This window comes from Pseudomonas sp. TZ252 (genome assembly GCF_056110345.1).
The window spans coordinates 6,072,970-6,094,308 of the sequence record NZ_CM148566.1; the positions used below are offsets into that span (position 1 = coordinate 6,072,970).

The following is a 21,339-nucleotide window of genomic DNA, read 5'->3' on the forward strand; positions in this document are numbered from 1 at the left end:
CCGAGCATGTCGACAGATTCCCCGCTGCGCACCACCGCTTCGACCTGCTGCTACTGCGGCGTGGGTTGTGGCGTCCTGATCGAACACGACGGCGAACGCATCCTCGGCGTGCAAGGCGACCCGCGGCACCCAGCCAACTTCGGCAGACTGTGCAGCAAAGGCGCCAGCCTGCACCTGACCGGCGACCTCCAGGCCCGCGCGCTGTACCCCCAACTGCGCCTCGGCAAGCAACTGGCGCGGGCCCGCAGCGACTGGGAGAGTGCCCTGGAACATGCCGCCGGGCGTTTCGCCGAGACCATTCGCGAACACGGGCCGGACAGCGTGGCCTTCTATATATCCGGCCAGTTGCTGACCGAGGACTACTACGCCTTCAACAAGCTGGCGCGGGCCCTGGTCGGCACCAACAACATCGACAGCAATTCGCGCCTGTGCATGTCCTCGGCGGTGGTTGGCTACAAGCGCAGCCTGGGCGCCGACGCACCGCCCTGCAGCTACGAAGACCTCGACTGCGCCGATTGCGTGCTGATCGCCGGCAGCAACATGGCCTTCGCCCACCCGGTCCTGTTCCGTCGCCTGGAAGCCGCCAAGGCCGCTCGGCCGGAGATGCGCATCGTGGTGATCGACCCGCGGCGCACCGACACCTGCGAGCTGGCCGACCTGCACCTGGCGCTGCTGCCCGGCACCGACGTCGCACTGTTCCACGGCATCCTGCATATCCTGCTCTGGGAGGACTGGATCGACCGTTCGTTCATCGCCGAGCATACCGAGGGTTTCGCCGACCTGAAGGAACTGGTGCGCGACTACACCCCGGCCGCCGTCGCCGACATCTGCGGCATCGACCGCGCCGACCTGCAGCGCTGCGCCGAATGGATCGGCCATTCGCCGCGCTTCCTTTCGCTCTGGTGCATGGGGCTCAACCAGTCCAGCGCCGGCAGCGCCAAGAACAGCGCGCTGATCAACCTGCACCTGGCTACCGGCAAGATCGGCCGCGCCGGATGCGGGCCGTTTTCCCTCACCGGCCAGCCGAACGCCATGGGCGGTCGCGAGACCGGCAGCCTGGCCAACCTGCTGCCCGGCCACCGCGAAGCCGCCGATCCCGGCCATCGCGCCGAGGTGGCGCACTACTGGGGTGTGGAACAGTTGCCCACGTCCCCCGGTCTCAGCGCCATCGAGCTGTTCGATGCGGTCCACGACGGCCGGATCAAGGCGCTCTGGATCGCCTGTACCAACCCCGCGCAATCGCTGCCGGACCAGCGCAAGATCCACGAGGCCCTTGCCCGCTGTCCCTTCGTGGTGGTCCAGGAAGCCTTCGCCGGCACGGAAACCTGCCAATACGCCGACCTTTTGCTTCCAGCCGCATCCTGGGGAGAAAAGGAAGGCTCCGTGACCAATTCGGAACGGCGGATCAGTCATGTCCGTCGGGCCGTTCCGCCCCCCGGTGAAGCGCGCCAGGACTGGAACATCGTCTGCGACTTCGCGCGCCGCCTGGAAGGGCACCTGCGTCCCGCTAAACCCGGCCTGTTCGCCTTTGCCGACAGCCGCAGCCTGTTCGACGAATACAAGCTGCTTACCGCCGGCCGCGACCTCGATCTTTCCGGCCTCAGCTACGCACTGCTCGACCGCCTGGGGCCGCAGCAATGGCCATTTCCCACTGGCGCGGAGCAAGGCACCGCACGGCTCTATGCAGACGGCCGCTTCCCTACCGCCTCGGGACGCGCGCAACTGGTCGCCGAACCCTACCGCGCCGCCCAGGAAAAACGTGACGCGCGCTACCCGCTGACCCTCAATACCGGACGCTTGCGCGACCAGTGGCACGGCATGAGCCGGACCGGCACCTGCGCACGCCTGTTCGGCCATGAAGAGGAGGCCCTGGTGCACCTGCATCCCGAGGAACTGCGCCGCCGCCAACTGCTGGACGGGCAGCTCGTGCGCCTGAAGAGCCGGCGTGGCGCCCTGGTCCTGCCGGTGAGCGCAGACGACTCGGTGCGCCCCGGCCAGGCCTTCCTGCCGATGCACTGGGGCGATCGCTTCCTCAAGGGCCTGGGCTGCAATGTCCTGACCCTGCCGGCGTTCGACCCCCTGTCGAAACAACCCGAACTCAAGCACGCCGGGGTTCAGGTCGAATCCGTCGAACTGCCCTGGCGCCTGTTCGCGCTGGTGGAAACCGATATCCAGGCGCGTTTCGAGGCCCTCCGTGCGCTGTGCGAAGTCTTCGACCACGCCAGCTTCAGTCTCGCCGGACGCGAGCGCCCCGCCCTGCTGGTCAGCGCCGCACACCATGAGGCACCTGGCGCAGACCTGCTGGAGCGGATAGATCGCCAACTCGAATTGCTCGACGGGCCGATCCTCGCCTACGACGACCCCCGGCGCGCCATCGGCAAGCGCGTGCGCCTCGAAGACGGGCGCATCGTCGCCGTCCGGCTCGCCGGCGAAACCCTCGCCCGCGACTGGTTGAAAGAGCTCTGGCTTACCGGCCGGGCCGATAGCGAGCTACGCCGCTGGCTGCTCGCCCCACTCGGCGCGGCACCGGGACGACCCAGCCAGGGTGCGGGCGGCAAGACCCTGTGCAGTTGCCAGAACGTCAGCCAGCAAACGGTGCTCGGCGGCATCGCCCGCGGATTGGACCTGGACGGATTGAAGCGCGAGTTCGGCTGCGGCACCGGCTGCGGCTCCTGCGTACCGGAAATCAAGAGACTGCTGGCGGCCCCCCGGCCCATGGCGGCGAATGCCTGAGGAGAACGACGATGAGCGGTAAGGTCTGGCTGGTGGGTGCGGGTCCCGGCGATCCGGAACTGTTGACCCTGAAGGCAGTTCGCGCCCTGCAGGACGCGGATGTGGTGATGGTCGACGATCTGGTCAACCCGAGCATACTGGAGCACTGTCCGTCCGCCCGGCTGGTCCGGGTCGGCAAACGCGGCGGCTGCCGCTCCACACCGCAGGACTTCATCCAGCGCCTGATGCTGCGGCATGCCCGCCAGGGACGCAGCGTGGTGCGCCTGAAAGGCGGCGATCCATGCATCTTCGGCCGCGCCGGCGAAGAAGCCGAATGGCTGGCCCGGCACGGGATAGACAGCGAGATAGTGAACGGCATCACCGCCGGGCTGGCTGGCGCCACTGCCTGCGGCATACCGCTGACCTACCGCGGCATCAGCCGCGGCGTGACCCTGGTGACCGCGCATACCCAGGACGACAGCCCGCTGGCCTGGGAAGCCCTGGCACGCAGCGGTACCACGCTGGTGGTTTACATGGGCGTCGCCCGACTCGCGGAGATCCAGGCCGGGCTGCTGGCTGGAGGCATGGCCGAGGATACGCCGCTGGCGATGATCGAGAACGCCACCCTGGGCAACCAGCGCGAATGCCGCAGCAACCTCGGCGAGCTACTGCGGGACGCCGGACGTTTCGCCTTGAAAAGCCCGGCGATCCTGGTGATCGGCGAAGTAACCCGCGACATCGTGTCGCAACCGATTTCCCTGAGCGCCTGACGAGCGGTCTTTTTCCAGGCAAAGAAAAACCCGGCCTGAGCCGGGTTTTTCCTTAGAGGCTCAGCCGATTACTTGGCTTCAGCTTCTACTTCGGCTTCAACGCGACGGTTGATAGCGCGGCCTTCAGCGGTGGCGTTGTCGGCAACCGGGCGGGACTCGCCGTAACCAACAGCGTTCACGCGACCGCCTTCTACACCGTACTCGTTGACCAGTACGTCACGAACGGCGTTGGCACGACGCTCGGACAGCTTCTGGTTGTAAGCGTCGGTGCCGACGGAGTCGGTGTGACCTTCAACGGTGGTGGAAGTGGACGGGTACTGCTTCATGAAGTCAGCCAGGTTCTTGATGTCAGCGTAGCTGTTCTCTTTGACCTTGGACTTGTCGAAGTCGAACTTCACGTCCAGCTGTACGCGTACGACTTCGGCGACAGCCGGGCAGCCGTTGGCGTCAACGGTGACGTTGGCCGGGGTATCCGGGCACTTGTCGACGTTGTCGCAAACGCCGTCGTTGTCGGAGTCGGAGCAAACGTCGGCAACCGGTTCCGGAGCCGGAGCGGCTTTCGAACCACCGAAGTTGAAGCCGACGCCCAGGCCAGCCATCCACTCGCCCTGGTGACCGTTGTCACGCTTCTCCAGACCGTACTGGCCGTCGAGGCTGGCCTTGGCGAAGAAGTTCTCGGTGAAGTAGTACTTCAGACCAGCGCCGATGTTGGCCATGGTCATCTGCTGACGGCCTTGGCTGTCGCTGTTGATGTTGGTGATGTTCTGGTGAGCCAGACCAGCCGACACGTACGGACGCAGACCTACGCCCGGGGTACCGAAGTGGTAGATGGCGTCCAGGGAGGTCAGGTTGCCGTGGACCTTCTTGTTGCCGGTTTCGTAGGTGCCACGAACGTCATGGTACTCACCGTAGGACAGCGCCAGCTCGACGTCGTCGGTCAGGAAGTAACCGATCGAGCCGCCGTACAGGTCCGCGTTCTTCATGTTGCGAACGCTGTCGGTGAAGTAGCGCTTGCCGAAGGCTTCGATCTCTACCGAGTTCTGGCCCTGGGCAAAGGCGTTCATTGCCGAAGCGGCAACCAGCGAGCCGATGACAACGCCTAAGGTGTTCTTCAGTTTCATCCGTTAAATCCCCATCTTGATGGTCAGTTAGTTGTCCAACAATCAGCCGCACAACTTGGGTGGCAAGTTTATCAGAACTTCCCGCATAGAGAGACAATATTTACCCAACTATGTTTCGGTCGCATCTGAAAACTTTTCGCGCAGGCGGTCCAGTGCCCGCTTGTAGCGCATTTTCGTCGCACTCAGACCCATGTGCATGATATCCGCTATCTCCTGAAACTCCAGTTCCGCGACGAAGCGAAGAACCAGAATCTCCCGATCTATCGGATTGACATGGACGAGCCAACGATCCAATCCGCCCCGCTCCTCAACCTTCGGCGACTTCTCCTCGGAAGCCTCCTCCAGCGGGTCGAGGCTGAGCGCATCCATCAATCGGCGCTTGCGGCGCTCCTTGCGGTACTGCGTGATGCACTCGTTGTACGTGATGCTATATAGCCACGTTTTGAACTTCGACTTGCCCTCAAAGTTCTTCAACCCGTACAAGACTTTCAGCATCACCTCCTGGCACACGTCGTCCGCGTCGCGGTCGTTGCCCAGGTAGCGGGCACAGACGTTGAACAGCGTGCGCTGGTAACGCCGCATCAATTCTTCATAGGCGCGCGTCACGTGGAACAGCTCCGAGTGCGCACGCTCGACCAGCTCTTCATCGGAAAGCTGGCGTGGGTCATACCGCTGTGACAGGGGGTGAGGCTTATTCAAGTGAGATCAGGCCAGTCATATCGTAAGCCGGGCCGCCCTGCAGAGCAGCCACGTCCATTATCTCTCCCGGATCAGCGGCTGGTAACTCGCTGATCGAGCAGTAGACGGTTGGCCAGCGACACAAGCTCTCCCTCTTCCGTCAGCAGGATGGTCTTGACCGTACCTATCTCTTCAATAGTGCCTTCAACGTCACCCACTTTCACCTGTTGTCCGACCTGATACAGCTCGCGGACGTAGATTCCTGCAATGATCTGCCCGGCGACCTCGCGGCTGCCCAGGCCCAGGGCCAGCGCAGCGGCCAGGCCGACGGTGATCAGGACGATGGCGATGATGTAGTTGAGCAGGTCGGTCTTGACCTCGAGCTGCCCCACCGCCACCGAGATGCTGATGATGATGACCAGCCACTGGGCGATCCGCCCCAGGCCGTTCGCGTATTCGAGGCCGACGCCGTCCGCCGCGCCGCGCACGACGCTGTTCACCAGTTGCGCCAGGAGCACGCCGACGATCAGCACCAGGGCCGCGCCGAACACCTTGGGCAGGTACAGGGCGAGGACGTCCAGCGTGGCGGATACCCGCTGCAGGCCGAGCGACTCGGCGGCGGATACGAGGAAGACGAGCAGTACGAACCAGTAGACGATCTTGCCGACCAGCGTCGAGACCGGAACCTGGATGCCGACCCGGGCCAGCAGCTTGGTCAGGCCGGTGCCACCCATCAGCCGGTCCAGGCCCAGCTTGGCCAGCAGCTTGGAAAGCAGCGCATCGAGCAGCTTGGCGATGACGAAGCCGAGCAGAACGACCACCAGGGCGCCGAGCAGGTTGGGGATGAAGCCTGCCAGCTTGCCCCACAGGGTGTTCATCGCGGTCAGCAAGCTCTGGGTCCAGATATCGAATTGCATGTTCACTCAGCCTTGTCAGCAGAAGATGCGTTTTTCGCGGAAATACGGGAAACCGGCGCCAGATGCGGCGAACCGTTGTTGATGCCGATCATCAGCGCCTGCAGCCAGTGCCCCATGAGGCTGAACAGGTCACCGGCGCCGACCTGGCGATTGGCCGTCTTCAGCACCCGTCCCAGACGCGCGTCGTCGTCCGGCTGGGGAGCCGAAGCCTTGAGCAGGTCCCGCAGGGACTCTTCGAACGGATCGTGCATGCGCACCTCATGTCTGTACGAGGGAGTGACGCCCTCTCTTTACTCCAGGTCACGTCAGAGCCAGCGCAGCCGACGAAATACCCACCACTGGAAGGTGGCGACGCCGCCGATCAGCAGGCAGGCCAGCCAGAACCCATGCGGTGCATCCGCCCCTGGAATGCCGCCGACATTGATTCCCAGCAGGCCGGTGACGAAGCTCATCGGCAGGAAAAAGCCGGTGATTATACCAAGGAGATACATGGTGCGGTTCATCCGTTCGGTGATTCGCCGCGACTCGGCTTCCTGCAGGACGCTGATGCGCTCCCGTATCAACTCGAGTTCTTCGAGATTCCGCGTCAGCCGGTTGTTCAGCTCGTTCCAGTAATCGGCGTCGTCCTCGACGAACCAGGACAGCTTGTAGCGCGCCAGTTGCGAGTAGATGTCCCGCTGCGGCGCCAGGTAGCGCCGCAACCCCGCCGACCGGCGGCGCAGGGTACGCAACTGGTGCTGGTCGGGACTGGCGCGCTCGTCCGCCTCGACCAGCTCCTCGACAGCATCGAGCTGGTCGGCTATCCCGCTGATCAGCGTGTCGACGCGATCGGTCAGGTAGTGCGCGAGGTAGTACACGACCTCGGATGCTGTCTTCGGCCCTTTCCCCGCCTCCAGGTCCTCGAGCAGATCGGCCACCGCCTTCAGCGGCCGCAGGCGCAGCGAGATCACCCGGCGCGCGTCGGCGAATACCCGCAGCGAAACCATGTCTTCCGGCTCCGCGCCCGGATTCAGGTTCACTCCACGGAGGAACACCAGCAGGCTTTCGGCCCCGAGATCGAGCAAACGGGGGCGGGTCGCCTCCTCCAGCAGCAGATCGCAGGCGAACTCGCTGAGCCCCGCGGAATCCCGCAGCCAGGCCTGTGCCTCCGGTACGCCGCGGTCCCAGTGCAGCCAAAGGCTTTCCTCCGGCAGCAGGTCGAGCACCGCTATCTGGTTGCGTCCGACACGGCGTCCGCCGCCGCGCCCGTTGAGGACGTAGCCATAGATCAGGCCGCGCTCGTCACCCGACTCGTACGCTTGCATTGCGCTTCCCTTGGTAAAACGACCATTTCGACAGTAAAAACACAAGTCCGGTACCAGTCAATTCATGGACTTGCGGCACAACCTTAAAGCCAGTCCTGAGACCCGTATGCGCACCCCGGGTTCATTCCAGCAAAAAGCCCCGGGACGCTGCCTGCGTCACCGGGGCCGGAACGGCTGTTAAAAAGCCCTATTCGGGCATCTTCAAGGCCTGCGGAGAAACGATGATGCCGTTGTTGTCGGCATACACGAACTCGCCGGGGCGGAAGGTGACGCCGCCGAAGGTCACGGCGACGTTCAGATCGCCGATGCCGCGCTTGTCGGTCTTCAGCGGATGACTGGCCAGGGCCTGGACGCCGAGGTCGGTCTGGGCGATCACGTCGACGTCACGGATGCAGCCATACACGACGATCCCTTCCCAGCCGTTCTTCGCCGCTTTCTCGGCCAGCATGTCGCCCAGCAGGGCGCGGCGCAGCGAACCACCGCCATCGACGACCAGGACCTTGCCCTTGCCGTCCTTGTCGACCTGCTCCTTGACCAACGAGTTGTCTTCGAAGCACTTGATGGTGACGATCTCGCCGCCGAAGGAGTCGCGGCCGCCGAAGTTGCTGAACATGGGTTCGACGACCTGGACCAGCTCAGGATAGGCATCGCACAGATCGGGAGTGACGTAATGCATGGGAAGCTCCTGTGGGTGAAGGGATCGGCTCGGGCAGCTCCGGAGGAACATCGGCCGCCCGCCCCGGCGGCGCCGGCGTGACCGGAGCCGCCATTTGCGTCACATGTTAGCCGCTGATTCCGGCTTCCGATACGTCTAGCGCCTCGCTCCACGCGGATTCGTCGCCCGCCGGCGATCGCTGGCGCAGCCAGCGCTCCACCAAGGGCCAGACCTCTAGCTGGGCCGCCTTGCCGATCAGCATCTCGATATGCCCGTAGTCCTCGGCGTAGCCAGCCTCGTGTCCGAGCAACAGGTATTCGCGCTCGGACGAGGCGAACTGCTCGAACAACTTGCGACAGGCCCAGGACGGGTCCTGCCGGTCCCCAGCCCCGGCGACCGCCAATAGCGGTACGTCGACTGCGGCGAGCCCCTTCCACCAGTCGTTGCCCGGCTCGCCGAAGCGGCCGAACAGCCCATGCCAACGCAGGACCTCCAGCGCCAGGCCGACCGGCTCGTCTTCCGGCCCCTGCCGCCAACGGCTTCCGGACAGCGCATCGACGCGGCGCAGCAGCAGGCGCGCGAGGATGCCTGCCATGGGCAACCTGAACAGCCAGTGCGCGGTGCTGACCTGGCTACCGAACAACGCCACGGAAGCGATCCGCGCCTGGTCCAGGTAGCCCCCGCCCAGTCCCGCCGCCAGCACCACCCCACCGAGGGAGTGGCCAATCCAGTGCGCCGGCTGCCCGCACTGCTCGTGGATGAAGGAGGCCAGCGCCGGCAGGTCGTAGCGCGCGTAGTCGGCGACCCGGTTGTCCCGGTAACCATCGTTGCGAATCGACAGGCCATGGCCGCGCATTTCCGGCAGCCAGACATCGAACCCCGCCCGCGCCAGGTAAGGACCTAGTCCGAGCGCACGCGGCGAGTACCAGAAGCGGCGGTTGGAAAAACTCCCGTGCAGGAGGATCACAGGCGGTCCGCGCCGCTCGCCGGCGGCCTGCTGTCCAAGCCGGGTTACGACCAGCTCGACGCTGGCATCGGGGCTGTTGCCGGGCTTCAGGCGGTAGATGTCTTCGGTAAGGTCGGCGCGCAACTCGGCGCTGACCAGGGCGACAGGAAAGAGGCGACTACTGCTTTGCATGCTTGTCTTGTACAGGAGGCACGAAAAAGGGCGGTGTTACCCGCCCTTTCCGGATACAGCGAGGACCGATCAGGCCTGGTCTTGCCCCTCGGCAAGGAAGAACCAGGTATCCAGCACCGAGTCGGGGTTCAGCGAGACGCTCTCGATGCCCTGCTCCATCAGCCAGCGGGCCAGGTCCGGGTGGTCCGACGGACCCTGGCCGCAGATGCCGATGTACTTGCCGGCCTTGTTGCAGGCAGCGATGGCGTTGGCCAGCAGCTTCTTCACCGCCGGATTGCGCTCGTCAAACAGGTGGGCAACGATGCCGGAATCGCGATCCAGGCCCAGGGTCAGCTGGGTCAGGTCGTTGGAACCGATGGAGAAGCCATCGAAGAACTCGAGGAACTCGTCGGCCAGCAGGGCGTTCGACGGCAGTTCGCACATCATGATGACCTTAAGGCCGTTCTCGCCGCGCTTCAGGCCGTTCCCGGCCAGCAGCTCGACCACCTGGCTCGCCTCGCCCAGGGTGCGCACGAAGGGCACCATGATCTCGACGTTGGTCAGGCCCATTTCGTTGCGGACCTTCTTCAGCGCACGGCACTCCAGCTCGAAGCAGTCGCGGAACGACTCGCTGATGTAGCGCGAGGCGCCACGGAAGCCGAGCATCGGGTTCTCTTCTTCCGGCTCGTAGAGCTTGCCGCCGATCAGGTTGGCGTACTCATTGGACTTGAAGTCGGACAGGCGCACGATGACCTTCTTCGGCCAGAACGCCGCGGCCAGGGTGCTGATGCCCTCCACCAGCTTCTCGACGTAGAAGCCGACCGGATCGGGATAGCCGGCGATGCGCTTCTCCACGCTTTCCTTGATGTCCGCCGGCAGGCCGGCGAAGTTCAGCAACGCCTTGGGATGCACGCCGATCATGCGGTTGATGATGAATTCGAGGCGGGCCAGGCCCACGCCTTCGTTCGGCAACTGGGCGAAATCGAAAGCGCGATCGGGATTGCCGACGTTCATCATGATCTTGAACGGAAGGTCGGGCATGGCGTCGACCGAGTTCTTGCGCACATCGAAACCGAGTTCGCCTTCGAAGATGAAGCCGGTATCGCCTTCGGCACAGGAAACGGTCACCCCCTGGCCATCCTGCAGGATCTGGGTGGCGTTGCCGCAACCGACCACCGCCGGGATGCCCAGTTCGCGAGCGATGATCGCCGCGTGGCAGGTGCGCCCGCCGCGGTTGGTGACGATGGCGCTGGCGCGCTTCATCACCGGCTCCCAGTCCGGGTCGGTCATGTCGGAGACCAGGACGTCACCCGGTTGGACCTTGTCCATTTCCGACACGTCGTTGATCACCTTGACCGGACCGGCACCGATGCGCTGGCCGATGGCACGCCCTTCCACCAGGACGGTCCCCTTCTCTTTCAGCAGGTAGCGCTCCATGACCGTGGCGCTGGCGCGGCTCTTCACGGTTTCCGGGCGTGCCTGGACGATGTACAGCTTGCCGTCGTCACCGTCCTTGGCCCATTCGATGTCCATCGGGCGGCCATAGTGCTTCTCGATGATCATGGCCTGCTTGGCCAGCTCGGTGACCTCGGCGTCGCTCAGGGCGAAGCGGGCGCGATCGGCACGATCGACGTCCACCACCTTGACCGAGCGACCGGCCTTGGCTTCGTCGCCGTAGATCATCTTGATCGCCTTGCTACCCAGGTTGCGGCGCAGGATGGCCGGACGCCCGGCTTCCAGGGTCGGCTTGTGGACGTAGAACTCGTCGGGGTTCACCGCGCCCTGAACCACGGTCTCGCCCAGGCCGTAGGCACCGGTGATGAAGACCACGTCGCGGAAGCCGGATTCGGTGTCCAGGGTGAACATCACCCCAGCGGTGCCGGTTTCCGAGCGGACCATGCGCTGCACGCCGGCGGACAAGGCGACCAGCTTGTGATCGAAGCCCTGGTGCACGCGGTAGGCGATGGCGCGGTCGTTGAACAGGGAGGCGAAGACCTCTTTTGCTGCGCGGATCACATTGTCCACGCCGCGGATATTGAGGAAGGTTTCCTGCTGGCCGGCGAACGAGGCGTCCGGAAGGTCTTCGGCGGTAGCGGAGGAACGCACTGCCACGGCGAGGTTGTCGTTGCCGTTGGCCAGGGCGGCGAAGGCCTGGCGGATCTCGCTGTCGAGACGGGCCGGGAACTCGGCTTCCATCACCCACTGGCGGATCTGCGCGCCGGTCTTGGCCAGGGCGTTGACGTCGTCGACGTCCAGGGCGTCCAGGGCCGCGTGGATACGGTCGTTGAGGCCACTCTGCTCGAGGAAGTCACGGTAGGCCTGGGCGGTGGTGGCAAATCCGCCGGGTACGGAAACGCCGGCACCGGCCAGGTTGCTGATCATCTCGCCGAGGGATGCGTTCTTGCCCCCCACATGCTCTACATCATGGACGCCGAGCTTATCGAGGGAAACTACGTACTCTACCAAGGTGATCTCTCCACTATTGAATTGGAAAAGCTCAAGCGGGGCCAGGAGCAGCTCCGCTGGATTCTGGCCTGGCCCTTAGAAATAAGTGACAATGCTGCGACAGAAAGGCCTCTGACAACGCGCGGCCTATCATAGCCAAGAATCGTTCCTACCTTAAGGCTTTCGGTGCAAATGAAACGAACCGCATTCTTCATCTCGGACGGCACCGGTATCACCGCCGAAACCCTGGGCCAAAGCCTTCTGGCACAGTTCGAGAACATCAGCTTCGTCAAACTGACGAGACCGTACATCGATACCGAAGAAAAAGCGCGCGCCATGGTACAGCAAATCAATAATGCTGCCGAGTCGGACGGGGCCCGCCCGATCATCTTCGATACCATCGTGAACCGCGACATCCGGGCGGTCCTGGCGCAATCCAACGGTTTCATGATCGATATCTTCGCCACCTTTCTTTCGCCTCTGGAACAGGAGCTTTCGGCCGACTCGTCCTATTCGGTCGGCAAGTCCCACTCCATCGGCCACAACTCCAACTACATGGATCGCATCGAGGCGGTGAACTTCGCCCTCGACAACGACGACGGCGCCCGCACCCACTACTACGACAAGGCCGACCTGATCCTGGTCGGCGTCTCGCGCTGCGGCAAGACGCCCACCTGCCTGTACATGGCCCTGCAGTATGGCATCCGCGCCGCCAACTACCCGTTGACGGAAGAGGACATGGAGCGCCTGCAACTGCCGAACGCCCTCAAGCAGTACAAGCACAAGCTGTTCGGCCTGACCATCGACCCCGATCGCCTCACCGCGATTCGCAACGAGCGCAAGCCCAACAGTCGCTACGCCAGCTTCGCCCAGTGCGAATTCGAGGTACGCGAGGTCGAAAGCCTGTTCCGCCGCGAAAACATCGCCTACATCAACTCCACGCATTTCTCGGTGGAGGAGATTTCCGCAAAGATCCTCGTCGAAAAAGGCGTGGAACGGCGCTTCAAATAACCGCTCCGGGGCCAGCGGCTCGGCACCGCCAAGGTCCCTTGCCCGCTTCCGGTAACGCTTCGAGCCCCTGGATGGAATTTCGTTTCATCCCAGGGGCAAAACCCCGACCAAGTGGTATAAGCGGCTGTCGCTGCCGAAAAACCGCGTGATAGAATGCGGCCCGCATGCGCCTGGCGGGGCGCCCGGCATGCCCGGCCTGCCGAGCGCAGGTCGATGACGCAGGGTTTTCCGTCACGGACTGGACAGCGATCGCAAGATCGACCCGCCGAACGCGACACCAACCAGGACTTATGAAACTCAAGCCCTTAGCTCCCCTGCTCTGCCTATTCATCGCCGTACCAGGCCTGAGCGTAGCCGCCGAAAAGACGGTCTACGGCCTGAACGAATACGCGCGCATCAACGACCCGGACATCCAGCTGGCCGCCAAGCTCGACACCGGCGCCAAGACCGCCTCCCTCAGCGCCCGCGACATCAAGCGTTTCAAGCGCGACGGCGAAACCTGGGTGCGCTTCTACCTGGCCACCGACAACGCCGACGACACCCCGATCGAGAAGCCCCTGGCGCGGATCAGCAAGATCAAGCGCCGCCACGGCGACTTCAACCCCGACGAGGGCAAGGCCTATACCGCCCGTCCGGTGATCGAGCTGCAGGTCTGCATGGGCAAGGCGATTCGCACCATCGAAGTGAACCTGACCGACCGAAGTGCATTCCAATACCCGCTTTTGATCGGCTCGGAGGCCTTGAAGAAATTCGACGCACTGGTCGATCCGAGCTTGAAATACTCGGCCGGGAAACCCGGCTGCAAACCTGATGCAAAACCTGCTGAGTAAACGACATGCGCTCTCTCAACCTGCATCTGAAAGTCCTGATCGCCATCCTGCTGACCCTGGGTGTGGCGATCACCGCCTATCAGATTTTCGTCCAGGGTATTCCCGTTACCGAAGCCGAAACCGATGACCTCTGGAACATCGATGCCAAGGTCGACTTCGTCGCCACGCCGAAAACCCCGGTCAAGGTGCAGATGTTCGTTCCGCCGTTGAGCCAGGACTACGTCAGCCTCAACGAAAGCTTCGTCTCCAACAATTACGGCGTCAGCATCAATCGCGCCGACGGCAATCGCAAGGTGACCTGGTCCGCCCGCCGCGCCAACGGCAAGCAAACCCTGTACTACCGCCTGGTGCTGACCAAGCGCTACACCGGCGAGAAGACCAAGGAGAAAGGCCCGATCTTCCGCGACAGCCTGCCCCTGGAAGGCCCGGAGAAGATCGCCGCAGAAGCCCTGCTGGCCCCCATTCGCCAGCACTCGGCCGACGTCGAGACCTTCGTCAGCGAAGCCATCAAGCGCGCCAACAACGGCAACGACGACAACGTCAAGCTGCTGATGGCCGGCGACACCAGCCTGGAAAAGAAAGCGCATATCGTCGAAACCCTGCTGTCCATCGCCCACGTGCCGATGGAGCGGGTCCATACCATCCGCCTGGTCGCCGACCTGCAACAGAGCCCGGAACTGTGGCTGCGCAGCTTCAACGGCGAGAACTGGCTGTATTTCAACGTGGTCACCGGCGAACAGGGCCTGCCCTCCGATCGCCTGATCTGGTGGCTTGGCGATGAGCCGCTGATGACCATCGACGGCGGCAAGAAGGCCCAGGTCAGCTTCAGCCTGAACAGCAGCGAGATGAACGCCATCCGCCTGGCCAAGCTGTCCGACGAGAACACCGAGGCGGCCTTCCTCGAGTACTCCCTGTACGGCCTGCCGCTGTCCACCCAGCAGACCTTCCAGATCATGATCATGATCCCGATCGGCGTGCTGGTGATCCTGATCCTGCGCAACCTGATCGGCCTGCAGACCCTCGGCACCTTCACCCCCGTGCTGATCGCCCTGGCCTTCCGCGAGACCGGCCTGCAATGGGGTATCGCCCTGTTCACCGTGATCACCGCCCTGGGCCTGTCGCTGCGCTCCTATCTCGAGCACCTGAAGCTGCAGATGCTGCCGCGCCTCTCGGTGGTGCTGACCTTCGTGGTGGTGATGATCGCGGTGATCAGCCTGTTCAGCCACAAGCTCGGCTTCGAGAGCGGCCTGTCGATCGCCCTGTTCCCGATGGTGATCCTGACCATGACCATCGAACGCCTGTCGATCACCTGGGAAGAGCGCGGCGGCGGCCATGCGATGAAGGTGGCCATCGGCACCCTGTTCGCGGCATCGCTGGCGCACATCCTCATGCGCATCCCGGAACTGGTGTACTTCATCTTCACCTTCCCGGCCGTGCTGCTGATCCTGGTCGCCTTCATGCTCGCCATGGGCCGCTACCGCGGCTACCGCCTGACCGAGCTGTTCCGCTTCAAGGCCCTGCTCAAGGACTGAACCATGTCGATCTGGAAGACCTGGAAAGACCTGACCGCGAAAGGCGTGATGGGCATCAACCGACGCAATGCCGATTACGTCCTGAAGTACAACAAGCGGCACCTGTATCCGGTGGTGGACGACAAGATCATCACCAAGGAACGCGCGCTCGAGGCCGGCATCCACGTGCCGGAGATGTACGGCATCATCGAGACCGAGAAAGGCATCGACAAGCTCAACGAGATCATCGGCGAGCACAACGATTTCGTCATCAAGCCGGCGCAGGGCGCCGGCGGCGACGGCATCATGGTGATCGCCGACCGCTTCGAGGGCCGCTACAAGACCGTGTCGGGGAAGATCGTCAGCCACGAGGAGATCGAGCACCACATCTCGAGCATCCTCTCCGGCCTCTACTCCCTCGGCGGTCATCGCGACCGCGTACTGATCGAGTACCGGGTGACCCCCGACCAGATCTTCAAGAGCATCAGCTACGAAGGTGTGCCGGACATCCGCATCATCGTGCTGATGGGCTACCCGGTGATGGCCATGCTGCGCCTGCCGACCCGGCAGTCGGGCGGCAAGGCCAACCTGCACCAGGGCGCCATCGGCGTGGGCGTCGACCTGGCCACCGGCGTCACCCTGCGCGGCACCTGGCTGAACAACAAGATCGCCAAGCACCCGGACACCACCAACGCGGTGGACGGTGTGCAACTGCCGAACTGGGACGGCTTCATGAAGCTGGCGGCCGGTTGCTACGAGTTGTCGGGCCTCGGCTACATCGGCGTGGACATGGTTCTCGACCAGGAGAAAGGCCCGCTGATCCTAGAACTCAACGCCCGCCCGGGCCTGAACATCCAGATCGCCAACGACAGCGGCCTGGTGCACCGCTGCCACGCCGTCGAGGCGCGACTGGAAGAACTCAAGGCGAAAGGCATCGAAGAGTCCGCGGAAGAGCGCGTACGCTTCTCCCAGCAGCTGTTCGGCCACGTCCAGCAGCAACAGGGCTGACGTGCTTCCGGTATGAAGAAGCCCGGCTCCGGCCGGGCTTTTTCATGTCTCGGATTTCAACGCACCACGGCCAGCTCGAAGCCGCCCTGCCGGGCGTGCTCATGCACCTGCATACCCGCCTCGTTCACCGCCAGGCCCTGTAGCGGACGCTTGAACGGCTTGTTGTCGAGGGTTTGCAGCGAGCGGTCCTCGTCGGTGGTCAGCAGCAGCACGTAGCGCTCGCCGCGATTGGCCCGCACCGGCACCGTACCCTCGATGAAAGCGTAGCGATACCAGGTTTCCGGGTTCAGCTTGTACACCGCGTCGCTGACCAGCCGGGTCGGCCGCTTGTGCTCGTCGAGGAACAGCAGCGACGGGTAGACCACCTGGCGATTGGCGAAACTGCGGATGCGCAGGCCGTAGACCCCCTGGGAGCGCGGCAGCCGGATCGCCGCGTAGAAGCTCCTGCCCATGGGAAAGTCGAAGCTCGGCGAGAAGCGGTTCAACTCCTCGTAGCGCGGTTCGTCGGCATCCAGTTCGGTGAAGTCGCTCTCGGCGATCTGCTCGCAGCAGCGCCGTTGCAGGTCCTGGTAGAGATCGTCGATGGTCATCTCGGTGCCCTTGAGCAAAGCCTTCAGCGCATCGCTCTGCTGGCCGGCGCCATCCAGCCCAGGCAACGCCGCCGGACGCTGCTTGAACTCGATCTGCCGGCCCTCGGTGAAGGCGATCTGCGACGAAGGCGCGGCCTCCCGCTTGAAGCGCGCCGCGCGCTCCTCGGGCGGGATCTGCGAGTTGTGCATGCGGCCCTTCTCGTCCACCCAGGTGTAGTAGGGACTGCCGTTCTCGCTGCGAACGAAACCCTTGCCCTCGAAGGCCTCGGCGTCGATGTATTCGGCGGAGTGCTCGCCGTTGGGCAGGACGTAGTCGGCGCGCTGGCCGGCGACCTGGGCGCCGGCATAGAAGCTGTTCTGCACGTTGCCGTTGGCATCGATCCAGGTGTAGTAGCGACGCTTGCTCTCCCCTCCGCTGCTGTTCCCCGGCCACTGCGTGGCGTTGTCCGCCTTGTTCAGCACCCGCGCCTGGTCGCTCTGGCCGATGCGCTGCCGTGCCTGGCGCTGCTGGCGGTCGAACTGGCCGTCGACGAAGGTGTTGTGCACCCCGCCATTGTCGTCCACCCAGGTCAGGTAGCGCCCGCCGGAGGCCCAGCCCGGCGAAGATGCCGGCAGCGCCAGGGAGAAGACGCAAAGTACGATGGATGCGCGCATCATGCTCCAGCCCTCAGAAGGTCGTACGGTAGGTCATGGCGAAAATATAGGCCTTCACCGTGGTGTCCACGTCCAGTCCCGCGTAGGGGTTGTACACCAGGTTGTCGAGCCCGGTGCAGTTCAGGTTGCAGCTGGTATCGGCCTTGACGCTCTGCTTGGTGACGAAGTAGTTGAAACCGACATCGATCACCGTGTCCTTGTCCCACTGGTAGCCCAGCCCCAGGCCGTAGAGATTGGCATCGCCGATCGGCACCAGGATGTCCGCCTGGCCCTTGGGGATCGCCGAAGGCCGGTATTCGTAGCCGGCGCGTAGCTGCAAACGGTCGTTGACGTCGTACTGCACGCCCATGGCCCAGCTCCAGGTATCGCGGTAGCCGCGGTCGAGGGTGATGCTGTGGCTGGTGGCGTCCTTCGAATCGAGGTACTTGGCGATGCGCAGCAGGTCAAGCTCGCGGTCGAACTCGATCTTGAACTCGTTCCAGTCGCTGTAGCCGTTCCATTTCAGGTCGAAGTTGAATTGCCACTTCTTGAACGGGCGCAGCTTCACGCCGGTGGAGAAGGCATCCGGGTAGACCATGTTCATCGTGGCGTTGCCATGCTCTTCATCGACGTTCCCGTAGGGGAACATCTGGCCGAGGATCGCACCACCGAGCGACTTGTGCACCCCGGTCCAGAAACCCTGCCAGCCTTGGCCGTAGTCGACCCGGTACTTGCCCTTGAGCCTCATCCGCGACTCGCTCTGGTAGGTCGCGCCCCAGGCGAACCAGTCGGTGGGCTCCCAGAGCACGCCGAGGTTGAAGCTGGGCGACAGCGACTGCTGCATGTCCAGGTCGATATTGGCCAGGTTCTGGAACGGACCGATGTTGCCGCCGCAGACGTTGAAGAACACCTCGAGGATCTCCTGCATTCCCGGCAGGCAACCGATCTCCTTGGTCTGCTGCAACAGCCCGAGCAACTGGTTCGGCGCCCGGAAATCCTCGTTCAACGCTACTGCCTGGTGGGAAAAACCCACCGACAGGCCGACCGACAGCTCGTCGTTGACCTGGTAGGCCAGGGTCGGCGAGAAGTAGGTGAGCCGCTGCAACGACACCTCGCGTCCCTGGTAGCGCGCCGGATCGCTATCGGAATCGCGGCTGTAGCCCAGCGCTTGCGGGGTGTAGACGTTGGTGGCGAAGGTGAACTTGGAACCCGGCGGGTTGATCGAGATCCCGGCCAGCGGCGCCACCAGCAACGGCACGTCGGTCATGCCGCCGAGGCCGGGCAGGTACATGGTCGGGGTCAGGGTCCGGCTGTGGCTGTTGGCGACCGGGTCGTCGCGCAGGCCGAAGGTGCCTTCGCCGTAGTTCGGCGGCGCCTTGAAGCCGGCGCGGATGTCCATTACCCCGGTGAGCAGCTTCACGGTCGCCTGGCGGCCCTTCATCTTGGTCAGCGCCGCCGGGTTGTAGTGCACCGAATCGATGCCGGTCTCGTCGGCGGTCACGGCGTTGCCGAGGGCCATGGCTTTCGGGTTGCCGATGGTCAGGTCGTTGGCCATCTGCGCGCCGGCCGGCGGAATCCAGGCCAGGCACACCCCTGCCAGCGCCAGCCAGAGCGGCGCAATGCGCATCTTCATAACAGGCCTCGCTCGCGGGTTACTGGGCCTTCAGCCCTTTGATATCGAGGGGTACGGATAACCCCAGCAGTACATCCGGCGAGTCTTCCGTGAGGCCGAAACCGGCGTTGACGTTGACGATGTAGTCCGGTGACGTCCGCAAGCCGAGCGAGAAGTTCATGATGCTACTGGTCTGTTCGGACGACTCGAACGTACCGGCAGTGGTGTGGTAGCGGTTCTTCAGCGTGTAGGCCATCTGGTACGAGGTCGCCAGCGAGACGTCGTAGGACAGCGCGTAGGCCATGCCCATGTTGAAGTTGATCGTGTTGCCGGGCGAGACCTTCTCCAGCTGGGAGTTGTCGGCCAGGGTCTGGTGCACGTCGTCCACCGGCAGGTTCCAGGTGTAGCCGAGCGAGCCGTAGAGGACCACCGGGTCGATCACATAGGACATGTTCGCGCCGAAGCCCAGGCTGTAGTAGCCGTTGCCGGTGGAGATGTCCTTGTCCAGGTTGGTCTTGTAGGGACTGTCGCCGGTCGGCAGGCCGATGGTGGTATACAGCGTGGTGACCGGCCGCCCGCGCACCGCCGCCCAGGGCTGCCAGCGCAAGGTCGCGGAAACGTCGCCGAGGCTGTAGGCGTGGGTATCCATCTCGGTGTCGTACTTGGCTACCAGCGGCAGGCGGAAACTGAAGGTGAGGTTGTCCCAGATCCCGTAGTCGAAGGTGAAGGAGTTGGTGAAGGTGTGCTGGGACTGGCTCTGCCGGCCGGCGAGGCCGTAGATCTGCGTGCCGCCGCTGGTCTTGGTCAGCGGCACCAGGGTCAGCCGCTGGTCGCGCACCAGCGCGTAGTCGAAACCGTAGGTCAGGGTCCGCTCGCCCTTCTTGAGCAAGGTGTAGCTCTTCTCGGCGGCCTGGAAGACCTCCTCCAGCGCCTTGGCGCTGTCGGCATCGTCATTCTTCTTGGCCAGCGCGTCACGGGCCTGGTCGACCGAGGCTTCCTCGGCAACGGACAAACCGCTGATAGACAGCATCAGCGCCGCCGCGCATGTGTACCCCCTGATTCTCATGGCGCTATCCCCAGAGATTGTTCTTGTTTTTGGGTATCTGCTACTTGGTGCGCAGGTGTATGACGTCGCCACCAGTGCCCAGCTCACGGACCTGGTTTTCAGTGATCTTGTTGATCTGCGGAAACTCGCGGAACGCCAGCAGGCTGACGGTGCGGTCGTCCACCAGGCGCATGTCGCGATCGTTCAGCGCCAGCGCGTTGCGGGGCTCCTGCCCACTCGGGAAGATCACGAACAGGACGTTCTGGTCCCAGATTTCCTCGAAGCGCGTCCGGGTGAAGCTGATGTTGCCCAAGGCCGGATCGGCGACGAAGACGTGATCGTTGTAGACATCGCGCACCACCACGAAATGCTTGAAGCCGGCATAGTGGATGGGGACCAGCGCCGGATGCTCGAGAGCGTCCAGGTCGCTGAACTCGGCGCGAAAACCACCGCTCTTGTAGCCCAGCGCAGCGGCGTAGCGCTTCATGTCGAGCAGCGAGAAACCGCGGCGCTGCACGATCTTATCGGCCTCGCCATAGCGCAGCAGCCCTTCCATGACCTGGCGTTCCTCGAGGTTGCGCCCGAGGTAGTAGTCCAGCAGCGTGGTAAGCGCCGCCGAGCCGCAGCTGTAGTCATAGGCCTGGCGGATGACGTTGCGGAACTGCAACTGGCTCATCGGCTCCAGCTGCACCGATTCGCGGTAGGGTCCATTGGGGGTCAGAGGCTGGCTGAGGTTGACCGTGCCCTGCGGTTGCGGCTTGGTATCGACCGTCTGGGTGAACCCGAACAGCCCGATCAGACTTCCCAGCAAAATCTCGAACATCGCCCCGTCGTACCTCTTTCGGAGAAAGACCCCGCCGATGCCTCGGCGAGGTCTTCGCGTCTCGACTCGGTTCCTGGATCAGTGACCCCAGACCTTGATGGTGGAACCGGCCATGTTCAGCCCGGAGACGGTCAGCGAGCCGATGCTGGCGGCGCTGGTGTCGCCCACCTTGATGGCGCCAACGGTCACGTCGCCGGTGATGGCCGGCAGGCCAATGGCCAGTTGCTGGGTCGACTTGCCGCCGATATCGGTGGTGACGACGTCGATGGTCAGCGGCTTGGTATCGTCGATGGTCAGCGCCGGCAGGCTGATGTTCTCCAGCCGCAGGGAGCCGCCGTTGGTGTCGGTATCGGTGTAGGTCACGGCCCCGACGGAGCCCTGGAAAGTACCGGAAATGCTGATGCCTGCCTGGCCGGTCACGTCGGACAGCGCGCCATCGTCCATGGCTTTCAGGTCGGCATGCGCCAGCAAGGGAGCAGCCAGAACAGCAGTTGCAAGGAACAGGTGCTTTTTCATTGTTATTTCTCCAGTGTTCAGGTGTGGTTTGCCCCAGGGCA

General features: G+C 63.8%; 19 protein-coding genes. 6 read left to right on the plus strand and 13 right to left on the minus strand.

Annotated features, from left to right (window positions below; all coding sequences use genetic code 11):
* The first annotated feature begins 6 nt into the window (after positions 1-6).
* Positions 7-2,733 carry a nitrate reductase gene (locus ACYAF3_RS27970; protein WP_116349932.1) on the plus strand — a complete coding sequence of 909 codons (2,727 nt, stop codon included), beginning with the start codon at positions 7-9 and terminating at the stop codon, positions 2,731-2,733.
* 11 nt (positions 2,734-2,744) lie between these two features.
* The gene (gene cobA / locus ACYAF3_RS27975) at positions 2,745-3,482 is read left to right on the plus strand and encodes a uroporphyrinogen-III C-methyltransferase (protein ID WP_003087845.1); all 738 of its coding nucleotides are present in this window, start codon (positions 2,745-2,747) and stop codon (positions 3,480-3,482) included.
* 68 nt (positions 3,483-3,550) lie between these two features.
* Here the strand turns inward: cobA and oprF are convergent, their stop codons facing one another.
* From oprF to ppsA, 8 genes are all read right to left on the minus strand, one after another.
* Positions 3,551-4,603 (minus strand): outer membrane porin OprF, encoded by a 1,053-nt coding sequence (oprF, locus tag ACYAF3_RS27980; RefSeq protein WP_003087843.1) that lies wholly within the window; start codon positions 4,601-4,603, stop codon positions 3,551-3,553.
* A gap of 108 nt (positions 4,604-4,711) precedes the next feature.
* Positions 4,712-5,302 carry an RNA polymerase sigma factor SigX gene (sigX, locus tag ACYAF3_RS27985; RefSeq protein WP_003098059.1) on the minus strand — a complete coding sequence of 197 codons (591 nt, stop codon included), beginning with the start codon at positions 5,300-5,302 and terminating at the stop codon, positions 4,712-4,714.
* A 71-nt stretch (positions 5,303-5,373) separates the two neighbouring features.
* Complete coding sequence (locus ACYAF3_RS27990; RefSeq protein WP_003087830.1) at positions 5,374-6,198, minus strand: mechanosensitive ion channel family protein; 825 nt, start codon at positions 6,196-6,198, stop codon at positions 5,374-5,376.
* 2 nt (positions 6,199-6,200) lie between these two features.
* A complete protein-coding gene (locus tag ACYAF3_RS27995) occupies positions 6,201-6,455 on the minus strand; it encodes a hypothetical protein (protein ID WP_003120308.1) in 255 nt (84 codons plus the stop codon).
* A gap of 48 nt (positions 6,456-6,503) precedes the next feature.
* Positions 6,504-7,502, minus strand: a complete 999-nt coding sequence (locus ACYAF3_RS28000; protein ID WP_003098062.1) for a zinc transporter ZntB — start codon at positions 7,500-7,502, stop codon at positions 6,504-6,506.
* Between the two features lie 187 nt (positions 7,503-7,689).
* On the minus strand, positions 7,690-8,178 hold the full coding sequence (gene rraA / locus ACYAF3_RS28005) for a ribonuclease E activity regulator RraA (RefSeq protein WP_003087823.1): 489 nt from the start codon (positions 8,176-8,178) through the stop codon (positions 7,690-7,692).
* 106 nt (positions 8,179-8,284) lie between these two features.
* Positions 8,285-9,295: an alpha/beta fold hydrolase gene (locus ACYAF3_RS28010; RefSeq protein ID WP_003113577.1), complete on the minus strand. Its 1,011-nt coding sequence runs from the start codon at positions 9,293-9,295 to the stop codon at positions 8,285-8,287.
* 69 nt (positions 9,296-9,364) lie between these two features.
* Positions 9,365-11,740: a phosphoenolpyruvate synthase gene (gene ppsA, locus ACYAF3_RS28015; protein ID WP_003098065.1), complete on the minus strand. Its 2,376-nt coding sequence runs from the start codon at positions 11,738-11,740 to the stop codon at positions 9,365-9,367.
* A 171-nt stretch (positions 11,741-11,911) separates the two neighbouring features.
* On the opposite strand from ppsA, the gene ppsR reads away from it, so the two are divergent.
* From ppsR to ACYAF3_RS28035, 4 genes are all read left to right on the plus strand, one after another.
* A complete protein-coding gene (ppsR, locus tag ACYAF3_RS28020) occupies positions 11,912-12,730 on the plus strand; it encodes a posphoenolpyruvate synthetase regulatory kinase/phosphorylase PpsR (RefSeq protein ID WP_003087813.1) in 819 nt (272 codons plus the stop codon).
* Between the two features lie 290 nt (positions 12,731-13,020).
* Positions 13,021-13,560 (plus strand): retropepsin-like aspartic peptidase RloA, encoded by a 540-nt coding sequence (gene rloA, locus ACYAF3_RS28025; protein WP_003087811.1) that lies wholly within the window; start codon positions 13,021-13,023, stop codon positions 13,558-13,560.
* A 5-nt stretch (positions 13,561-13,565) separates the two neighbouring features.
* Positions 13,566-15,092: an osmotic stress tolerance membrane protein RloB gene (gene rloB / locus ACYAF3_RS28030; protein WP_003087809.1), complete on the plus strand. Its 1,527-nt coding sequence runs from the start codon at positions 13,566-13,568 to the stop codon at positions 15,090-15,092.
* 3 nt (positions 15,093-15,095) lie between these two features.
* The gene (locus ACYAF3_RS28035) at positions 15,096-16,079 is read left to right on the plus strand and encodes an alpha-L-glutamate ligase-like protein (RefSeq protein ID WP_003120311.1); all 984 of its coding nucleotides are present in this window, start codon (positions 15,096-15,098) and stop codon (positions 16,077-16,079) included.
* Positions 16,080-16,135: 56 nt separating this feature from the next.
* Here ACYAF3_RS28035 and ACYAF3_RS28040 read toward each other — a convergent pair whose 3' ends face one another.
* The 5 genes from ACYAF3_RS28040 to ACYAF3_RS28060 form a co-directional block, all read right to left on the minus strand.
* Positions 16,136-17,323: a MalM family protein gene (locus ACYAF3_RS28040; protein ID WP_003122846.1), complete on the minus strand. Its 1,188-nt coding sequence runs from the start codon at positions 17,321-17,323 to the stop codon at positions 16,136-16,138.
* A 13-nt stretch (positions 17,324-17,336) separates the two neighbouring features.
* On the minus strand, positions 17,337-18,935 hold the full coding sequence (locus ACYAF3_RS28045; RefSeq protein ID WP_003132834.1) for an outer membrane protein transport protein: 1,599 nt from the start codon (positions 18,933-18,935) through the stop codon (positions 17,337-17,339).
* Between the two features lie 19 nt (positions 18,936-18,954).
* Complete coding sequence (locus tag ACYAF3_RS28050; protein WP_003120313.1) at positions 18,955-19,980, minus strand: transporter; 1,026 nt, start codon at positions 19,978-19,980, stop codon at positions 18,955-18,957.
* Positions 19,981-20,020: 40 nt separating this feature from the next.
* A complete protein-coding gene (locus ACYAF3_RS28055) occupies positions 20,021-20,782 on the minus strand; it encodes a C39 family peptidase (protein ID WP_003098072.1) in 762 nt (253 codons plus the stop codon).
* Between the two features lie 78 nt (positions 20,783-20,860).
* Positions 20,861-21,298 carry a DUF6160 family protein gene (locus ACYAF3_RS28060; RefSeq protein ID WP_003098074.1) on the minus strand — a complete coding sequence of 146 codons (438 nt, stop codon included), beginning with the start codon at positions 21,296-21,298 and terminating at the stop codon, positions 20,861-20,863.
* Positions 21,299-21,339 lie beyond the last annotated feature (41 nt).

Bases quoted from the DNA above. Each gene is read 5' to 3' on its own strand.
- ACYAF3_RS27970 (WP_116349932.1), top strand. From the start codon at position 7: ATGTCGACAGATTCCCCGCTGCGCACCACCGCTTCGACCTGCTGCTAC.
- cobA (WP_003087845.1), top strand. From the start codon at position 2,745: ATGAGCGGTAAGGTCTGGCTGGTGGGTGCGGGTCCCGGCGATCCGGAA.
- oprF (WP_003087843.1), bottom strand. From the start codon at position 4,603: ATGAAACTGAAGAACACCTTAGGCGTTGTCATCGGCTCGCTGGTTGCC.
- ACYAF3_RS27990 (WP_003087830.1), bottom strand. From the start codon at position 6,198: ATGCAATTCGATATCTGGACCCAGAGCTTGCTGACCGCGATGAACACC.
- ACYAF3_RS28000 (WP_003098062.1), bottom strand. From the start codon at position 7,502: ATGCAAGCGTACGAGTCGGGTGACGAGCGCGGCCTGATCTATGGCTAC.
- rraA (WP_003087823.1), bottom strand. From the start codon at position 8,178: ATGCATTACGTCACTCCCGATCTGTGCGATGCCTATCCTGAGCTGGTC.
- ACYAF3_RS28010 (WP_003113577.1), bottom strand. From the start codon at position 9,295: ATGCAAAGCAGTAGTCGCCTCTTTCCTGTCGCCCTGGTCAGCGCCGAG.
- ppsR (WP_003087813.1), top strand. From the start codon at position 11,912: ATGAAACGAACCGCATTCTTCATCTCGGACGGCACCGGTATCACCGCC.
- rloA (WP_003087811.1), top strand. From the start codon at position 13,021: ATGAAACTCAAGCCCTTAGCTCCCCTGCTCTGCCTATTCATCGCCGTA.
- rloB (WP_003087809.1), top strand. From the start codon at position 13,566: ATGCGCTCTCTCAACCTGCATCTGAAAGTCCTGATCGCCATCCTGCTG.
- ACYAF3_RS28035 (WP_003120311.1), top strand. From the start codon at position 15,096: ATGTCGATCTGGAAGACCTGGAAAGACCTGACCGCGAAAGGCGTGATG.
- ACYAF3_RS28040 (WP_003122846.1), bottom strand. From the start codon at position 17,323: ATGCGCGCATCCATCGTACTTTGCGTCTTCTCCCTGGCGCTGCCGGCA.
- ACYAF3_RS28045 (WP_003132834.1), bottom strand. From the start codon at position 18,935: ATGAAGATGCGCATTGCGCCGCTCTGGCTGGCGCTGGCAGGGGTGTGC.
- ACYAF3_RS28050 (WP_003120313.1), bottom strand. From the start codon at position 19,980: ATGAGAATCAGGGGGTACACATGCGCGGCGGCGCTGATGCTGTCTATC.
- ACYAF3_RS28055 (WP_003098072.1), bottom strand. From the start codon at position 20,782: ATGTTCGAGATTTTGCTGGGAAGTCTGATCGGGCTGTTCGGGTTCACC.
- ACYAF3_RS28060 (WP_003098074.1), bottom strand. From the start codon at position 21,298: ATGAAAAAGCACCTGTTCCTTGCAACTGCTGTTCTGGCTGCTCCCTTG.